This is a genomic window from Microbacterium sp. K35, assembly GCF_004794375.1.
GTDB lineage: Bacteria > Actinomycetota > Actinomycetes > Actinomycetales > Microbacteriaceae > Microbacterium > Microbacterium sufflavum.
The window spans coordinates 1-6,802 of sequence record NZ_SSDM01000317.1 but is presented as its reverse complement, the minus strand read 5'-3'; the positions used below and the strand labels follow the sequence as shown (position 1 = coordinate 6,802).

The window sequence follows — 6,802 nt, the reverse complement described above, 5'->3', positions numbered from 1 at the left end:
GGCGGCGACGGCCGCGAACAGTCCGGGCTTCGAGTCGTAGTGGTGGTATACGGCGCCGCGCGTCACGCCCGCGGCCCGGGCGATGTCGTCGACCGAAGCCGCCGCGTATCCGTGTGCGGCGAAGTGCGCGGTGGCGGTGTCGAGGATGCGGCGGGCCGTGGCGGCGGCGTCGGCGGCGGAGGCGCGGGGCATGCGGGTTCCTTTACGTACGTGTTGTATGTATTCTAGCCGGACGAATACAAACACGCAGTATGTAAAGGAGTGACGATGGAGATCACCAGCTTCTACCCGGTGCTCATGGTGGACGACGTGTCCGCGGCCGCGCGGTTCTATCGCGAGGAGCTCGGATTCGACACGACGTTCGAGGCCGACTGGTACGTGAGCCTGCGCTTCGACGGGGGAGAGCTCGCGATCCTCGACCGCACGCACGAGACCATCCCGGAGGGCTTCCGCGCACCGGTCACCGGACTGCTGCTGAACGTCGAGGTGCCGGACGCCGCCGCCGAGCACGCCCGGCTGGTGGGGGAGCGCGGACTGACCGAACGGCTGGCCCTGCGCGATGAGGACTTCGGTCAGCGGCACTTCATCGTCGAGGCCCCCGGCGGGGTGCTGATCGACGTGATCGAGCCGATCGAGCCGTCCGCCGAGTTCGCCGCTGCCTACGCCTGAGGCCCAGGGAAACCACGGAGGGGCGGGTGCCGCAGCACCCGCCCCTCCGTGGATCCGCTCGTCAGATCCCGACGCCGAACAGCGCCTCGATGGGTCCGCGTGCGAAGAAGATCAGGAAGCCGGCACCGACCACCCACAGCAGCGGGCTGATGGTCTTCGCCCGGCCGGAGAACGCGTGGATGAGCACCCAGCTCACGAAGCCCGCGCCGATGCCGTTTGCGATCGAGTACGTCAGCGGCATTACGGAGACCGTGAGGAACACCGGCAGCAGCACGCGGAAGTCGCCGAAGTCGATGTGCCGGATCTGCGCCATCATCATGGCACCGACGATGATCAGGGCCGCCGCGGCGATCTCGGTCGGGACGATCGAGGTGAGCGGGGTCAGGAACATCGCGATCAGGAACACCACGCCGGTCACGACGTTGGCCAGGCCCGTGCGGGCACCCTCGCCGATCCCCGCGCCCGACTCGATGAACACCGTGCTCGACGACGACGAGGTCGCGCCACCCGCGATCGCACCGACGCCCTCGACCACCAGCGCCGACTTGATGCGCGGGAAGTCGCCGTTGTCGTCGGCCAGGTTCGCCTCCTTCGCGAGACCCGTCATGGTGCCCATCGCGTCGAAGAAGTTCGTGAAGAGCAGGGTGAAGACGATCATCACGAGCGCGACGAGGCTGACCTTGCCGAGGTCGAACGAGAAGTCCACCGCGCCGATCAGGCTCAGGTCGGGCACGCCCACGGGGGAGCCGTTCAGCGCGGGAACCGTCAGACCCCAGCCGCCCGGGTTGACCACGTTGCCCTCGTCGTCGAAGCCGCGGGCGCCGATGTGCCAGACGCCCTCGACGATCACGGCGAGCACGGTGCCGCCGATCAGGCCGATCAGCATGCCGCCCTTGATGCGCAGCGCGACGAGGATGCCCGTCAGCAGCAGCGTGATCACGAACAGCAGGCTCGGCACGGTCGCGACGGAGCCGTTGACCCCGAGCCCGACGGGCGGCGAGGAGGCACCGGTCGCGGTGACGAAGCCGGAGTTGACGAAGCCGATGAACGCGATGAACAGGCCGATGCCGACCGTGATCGCGATCTTGAGCTGGAACGGCACCGCGTCGAAGATCGCCTTGCGCAGTCCGGTGGCGGCGAGCAGCACGATCACGACGCCGTTGATCATCACCAGCGCCATGGCCTCGGGCCAGGTCACCTGGCCGACCACGGAGAACGCGACGAACGCGTTGATGCCGAGTCCGGCGGCGAAGCCGAACGGCAGACGCGTGACGAGCCCGAACAGGATCGTCATGACGCCGGCGGTCAGGGCGGTCGCGGCACCGACCGCGTTGAAGTCCAGCATGTTCCCGGCGACGTCGGGTTTGCCGGACAGGATGATCGGGTTGAGGATCACGATGTAGGCCATCGTGACGAACGTCACCAGGCCCCCTCGGATCTCGGTGCCGATCGTCGATCCGCGCTTGCTGATCTCGAAGAAGCGGTCCAGGGCGCCGGTGGGCTCGGCGGTCGCCGGGGCGGGCGGGGCAGTTGTCATCGGGTAACCTCCGGAGAAACGCTACCGTGTCGCCCGCCCCGCGCGCGCCCCGAGGAGCCGCACGGCAACTCGTCGTAGTCTCGAATCGCTATGCAACGCCTCCTCGTCGCGCTCCTCGCCGCCTTCGACGCCGCCATCGCGGCCGCGGTCGGACTGGCCGTGCTCCTGGCGCCGCTGACGCTGTTGTGGACGGTCGCGTTCGGCGTCACGGCCGACTGGGGTGCGCTCTGGCCCCTCACGGGCACGCTCTGGGAGTTCGGGCACGGCGTCCCGCTCGAGGTCACGATCCCGGACGAGCTCCTCGTCACGCTGGGCATCCCCGCGCAGGCCGCATCGTTCGCGGTGTCGATCACGCCCCTGCTGCTGCTGTTCTTCACGCTCCTGTTCGCCGCGCGCTCCGGAGCGCGCGCCGCCCACGCGGGGGCGTGGCTGCTGGGTGCCCTGTCCGGCTCCGCCGTGTTCGCCGCGATCTCCACACTGGTCGCGCTGACGGCACGGCTCGATGCGGTGCGCACGCCGCTGCCGCTCGCGATCCTGCTGCCCGCCGCCGTCTATCTGGTGGGCGCCGTCTGCGGCGCCGTCCGGGTGGCCTGGGACGACGGCGACGGCGGCCTCCTCGACCGCCTGCACGACCGCCTCGACGCGCGGGAGGACTGGGCTCCCGTGCCCGCGGCGATCGTCCGGGGTGCGGCCTTCGCCCTGGTCGGCGTGACCGGAGCGGCGGCGCTCGCCGTGGCCCTGTCGGTGCTGACCCGCGGTGGTGACGTGGTCGCGCTGTTCCAGGGTGCGCGCGTCGACGCGCTCGGCGCCACCGTGCTCACGCTCGCGCAGCTGGCGTATCTGCCCACCCTGATCGTGTGGGCGGCGGCGTGGCTCGCCGGTCCCGGCTTCGCGGTCGGCGCCGGCACCGCGGTGTCGCCCGCCGGCACCCAGCTCGGCGTGGTCCCCGGCATCCCCGTGTTCGGGCTGCTGCCGGAGAACACCTCCATGTGGATGCTGATCGTGGTGCTCGTCCCCGTCGCGGCCGGCGCGTTCGCGGGCTGGGCCGTGCGCTCCCGGCTCGTCTGGGAGGGCACACCGCTCGGGCTGCTGCAGCGCGCCGTCATCGCGGTGGGCATCGCCGCGGTGACGGCGGGAGTCGCGGGGCTCGCGGCCGAGCTCGCGAACGGGTCGATGGGGCCGGGGCGCCTGGGCGTCGTCGGTCCCGCCGTGCTTCCCTTCGCCCTCGCGCTCGGCGCCGAGGTGCTGGTGGGCGCGGCGATCCTGCTGCTCGCACCGCGCAACCGTGAGGAACTCGCGGAGGAGCGCACCGACCGCTGGCTCGCCGAGATGACCGAGGCCGAGCGCGACGGCGGTCCGCTTCCCGCCGAGCCGACCGCGTGGCCGTCCCTGCCCGACGACACCGCGCCACTCGGCGACCTGCGCGTCCCGCCGCTGCCCGACGGCGACGACCGCGACCGGCGCGGCTGATCCTCGCCGCCCGCGCAGCCGCCCGCGCAGGGCGGTCCGCATGCGCCGGTAGACTGGGCGCGTGCTCACGGTCGCCGTTCTCATCTCGGGCGCCGGCTCGAACCTTCGCGCCCTCCTCGAGGCCGCTCGTCACCCCGATTTCCCGGCCAGGGTGGTCGTCGTCGGCGCGGATCGCGAAGCAGAGGGGCTGGCGCACGCCGAGGAGTTCGGCATCCCCAGCTTCACCGTCCCGTGGCACGAGCACGAGAGCCGCGAGGCCTGGGGCGAGGAGCTCGGCAGGCAGCTGGCGGTGTGGAACCCCGACCTGGTGGTCCTCAGCGGCCTCATGCGTCTGCTGCCCGCGTCGCTGGTCGCCGCGTACGCCCCGCGGATCATCAACACGCACCCCGCGTACCTCCCGGAGTTCCCCGGCGCACACGGAGTGCGCGACGCCCTCGCGGCCGGGGTGCGCGAGACCGGGGCGAGCGTGATCGTGGTCGACGACGGCGTGGACACCGGGCCGATCCTGGCGCAGGAGCGCGTCCCGATCCGCGCCGACGACACCGAGCACACCCTGCACGAGCGCATCAAGCCCGTCGAGCGCCGCCTGCTCATCGACGTCGTCCGTCGCATCGCGACCGGCGATCTCGTCCTGACCTGAACCCCCCCGAACCCCCGCACGCCCCCGCACGAAGGAGCCCATCATGGCCGGCCCCCGCCACGACCCCACGCTCTACCGCGATCGCGACACCGTGCCGATCCGGCGCGCCCTCGTCTCGGTCAGCGACAAGACCGATCTGCTCGTGCTCGCCGCGGCCCTCGCCGACGCCGGGGTCGAGATCGTGTCGACCGGCTCGACCGCCTCGACCATCCGCGACGCCGGCTTCGAGGTCACCGACGTGGCCGCGGTCACGGGCGTGGCCGAGATGCTCGACGGCCGCGTGAAGACGCTGCACCCCAAGGTGCACGGCGGCCTGCTCGCCGATCTGCGCCTCGAGGACCACGAGCGCCAGCTCGAGGAGCTCGACATCGCCCCGTTCGAGCTGGTGGTGGTGAACCTGTACCCGTTCGTGGAGACCGTGGCCTCCGGCGCCGTGGGCGACGACGTCGTGGAGCAGATCGACATCGGCGGGCCCGCCATGGTCCGCGCTGCGGCGAAGAACCACGCGAACGTCGCGATCGTGGTCTCGCCCGAGTCCTACCCGGCGATCGTGTCGGCCGTCGCCGACGGCGGCACCACGCTCGGCCAGCGCCGTGAGCTCGCCGCGCGCGCCTTCGCCCACACCGCCGCCTACGACACGGCCGTGGCGCAATGGTTCGCCGAGGGCACGCTCACCGAGCCCGGCGATCTCCCCGCACACCTCACGATCCAGGCCGAGCGCCTCGCGACCCTCCGCTACGGCGAGAACTCGCACCAGCGCGGGGCCATCTACACCCGCGCCGGCGGCCACGGCATCGCCCAGGCCACGCAGCTGCAGGGCAAGGAGATGTCGTACAACAACTACGTCGACGCGGATGCCGCGCTGCGCGCCGCGTACGACATGATCAAGCCCGCCGTCGCGATCATCAAGCACGCGAACCCGTGCGGGATCGCCACGACCGCGCCGAACGCGCTCGACCCGATCGCCAGCGCCCACCTGCGCGCACACGAGTGCGACCCGGTCTCGGCGTACGGCGGGGTCATCGCCGCGAACGGCACCGTCACGCTGAAGATGGCCGAGAACCTGAAGGACATCTTCACCGAGGTCATCGTCGCGCCGTCGTTCGAGCCCGCCGCGCTCGAGGTGTTCAAGGCCAAGAAGAACCTGCGTCTGCTGCAGCTGCCCGAAGACTGGCAGCAGGAGCGCATGGACGTGCGGCTGGTGTCGGGCGGGCTGCTGCTGCAGGACGCCGACCGCTTCCCCGACGACATCGTGTCGGTCGCGAAGGACTGGGAGCTGGTGTCGGGTGAGCGTCCGAGCGACGAGGAGATGGAGAACCTGATCTTCGCGTGGAAGGCCTGCCGCGCCGTGAAGTCGAACGCGATCGTGCTGGCGAAGGACAACGCCACGGTCGGCGTCGGCATGGGTCAGGTCAACCGCGTCGACTCGTGCCGCCTCGCGGTCGAGCGAGCGGGCGACAGGGCGGCCGGATCGGTCGCCGCCTCCGATGCCTTCTTCCCGTTCGCCGACGGTGCGCAGGTGCTCATCGACGCGGGTGTCACCGCGATCGTGCAGCCGGGTGGGTCGGTGCGCGACGAGGAGGTCGTCGACGCCGCGCGCAAGGCCGGCGTGACGATGTTCTTCACCGGGGAGCGTCACTTCTTCCACTGACCTCCGCGCATCCGCGTCCGGGACCCGCTCTCCTCGGGAGGGCGGGTTCCGTCGTCTCCGGGGCCTTCACTGTCGTGTCCGATTTCCGCCAGCCGTGGTCGGTGGTCGGTGGCAGAGTGGAGGACATGAGCCTCCCCGTGATCGACTTCGACGAGCGGTACCGCGCCATCAGTGCGCGCGACACCCGCTTCGACGGGCAGTTCGTGACCGCGGTCCGCTCGACCGGGATCTACTGCCGGCCGAGCTGCCCTGCCCGCACCCCGAAGCCGCAGAACGTCACGTTCTATCCCACGAGTGCGGCCGCGCACGAGGCCGGCTACCGCGCCTGCAAGCGCTGCCTGCCCGAGGCCGCACCGGGGTCGCCCGCGTGGGACGTGCGCGGAGACACGGCGGCGCGCGCCATGCGGCTGATCGCGACCGGGGTCGTGGAGCGTGAGGGCGTGCCGGGCCTCGCCGCCCGCCTGGGTTACTCCAGCCGGCACCTCACGCGGCTGCTGACGACCGAGCTCGGCGCCGGCCCGCTCGCGCTCGCCAGGGCGCACCGCGCGCACACGGCCCGCATGCTGCTCGTGGGCACGGACATGCCGGTGGCGGATGTGGCGTTCGCCGCGGGGTTCCAGAGCATCCGCCAGTGCAACGACACGATCCGCGAGGTGTTCGGCCTCACGCCGGGCGAGCTGCGGGCGCGGCGACGCACTCCGGCGTCCGACGTGCCGGGGGCGATCGACCTGGCCCTGCCGTACCGCGGCCCGTTCGACGCGGCCGGGGTGTTCGCGTGGATGGCGGCCAGGGCGGTCGCGGGGGTCGAGGAGGCGCGGTCCGACGCGTTCGCGCG

Annotated in this window: 7 protein-coding genes; 5 read left to right on the top strand and 2 right to left on the bottom strand. The window is 71.8% G+C overall.

What is annotated here, in order from left to right; all coding sequences use genetic code 11:
* Nucleotides 1–192, bottom strand: a 192-nt coding sequence (locus DW299_RS12550; RefSeq protein WP_136036786.1) for a TetR family transcriptional regulator, incomplete at its 3' end; no start/stop codon positions are given.
* Nucleotides 193–267: 75 nt separating this feature from the next.
* Between DW299_RS12550 and DW299_RS12545 the strand changes: the two genes are divergently transcribed.
* Nucleotides 268–669: a VOC family protein gene (locus DW299_RS12545; RefSeq protein WP_136031025.1), complete on the top strand. Its 402-nt coding sequence runs from the start codon at nt 268–270 to the stop codon at nt 667–669.
* Between the two features lie 61 nt (nt 670–730).
* Here the strand turns inward: DW299_RS12545 and DW299_RS12540 are convergent, their stop codons facing one another.
* Nucleotides 731–2,206 (bottom strand): NCS2 family permease, encoded by a 1,476-nt coding sequence (locus DW299_RS12540; RefSeq protein WP_136036785.1) that lies wholly within the window; start codon nt 2,204–2,206, stop codon nt 731–733.
* 90 nt (nt 2,207–2,296) lie between these two features.
* Between DW299_RS12540 and DW299_RS12535 the strand changes: the two genes are divergently transcribed.
* The 4 genes from DW299_RS12535 to DW299_RS12520 form a co-directional block, all read left to right on the top strand.
* Nucleotides 2,297–3,676: a cell division protein PerM gene (locus tag DW299_RS12535; protein WP_240745400.1), complete on the top strand. Its 1,380-nt coding sequence runs from the start codon at nt 2,297–2,299 to the stop codon at nt 3,674–3,676.
* Nucleotides 3,677–3,737: 61 nt separating this feature from the next.
* On the top strand, nt 3,738–4,316 hold the full coding sequence (purN, locus tag DW299_RS12530) for a phosphoribosylglycinamide formyltransferase (RefSeq protein WP_136031021.1): 579 nt from the start codon (nt 3,738–3,740) through the stop codon (nt 4,314–4,316).
* A 43-nt stretch (nt 4,317–4,359) separates the two neighbouring features.
* Nucleotides 4,360–5,967 (top strand): bifunctional phosphoribosylaminoimidazolecarboxamide formyltransferase/IMP cyclohydrolase, encoded by a 1,608-nt coding sequence (gene purH, locus DW299_RS12525; protein ID WP_136036784.1) that lies wholly within the window; start codon nt 4,360–4,362, stop codon nt 5,965–5,967.
* Nucleotides 5,968–6,092: 125 nt separating this feature from the next.
* Nucleotides 6,093–6,802: bifunctional transcriptional activator/DNA repair enzyme AdaA (locus DW299_RS12520; RefSeq protein WP_136036783.1), on the top strand; the 710-nt coding region annotated here is incomplete at its 3' end.